The organism is Limnothrix sp. PR1529 (assembly GCF_002742025.1).
GTDB lineage: Bacteria > Cyanobacteriota > Cyanobacteriia > CACIAM-69d > CACIAM-69d > CACIAM-69d.
In genome coordinates this window covers 1-242 of sequence record NZ_LIRO01000114.1, presented here as the reverse complement: position 1 = coordinate 242, position 242 = coordinate 1, and the positions used below count along the sequence as shown (strand labels likewise).

1 protein-coding gene is annotated in these 242 nt (G+C 54.1%); it reads right to left on the bottom strand.

Translation table 11 applies throughout. The features are described from left to right. On the bottom strand, positions 1–242 hold a 242-nt coding region (locus AMR42_RS15520), incomplete at both ends, for an FtsW/RodA/SpoVE family cell cycle protein (RefSeq protein WP_158234511.1).

Here is a 242-nt window from a genome sequence, read left to right as displayed (position 1 = left end):
ACAGCACCAGCCCGATCGCCACAAAATTGGTGAGCATTGCCGATCGCCCATAGCTCAACCAGGGCAAGGGAATCCCCGTGATGGGAGCCAGGCCGATCGTCATCCCAATGTTGACCGTAATTTGGAAAATCAACATTCCCAACACGCCAATCGCGATCGCCGAGCCAAAGTTATCTTTCGCGGATTGGGCGATCGACACCAACCGCAAGCAAATAATCCAAAACAGGGCCAGCACCACGATC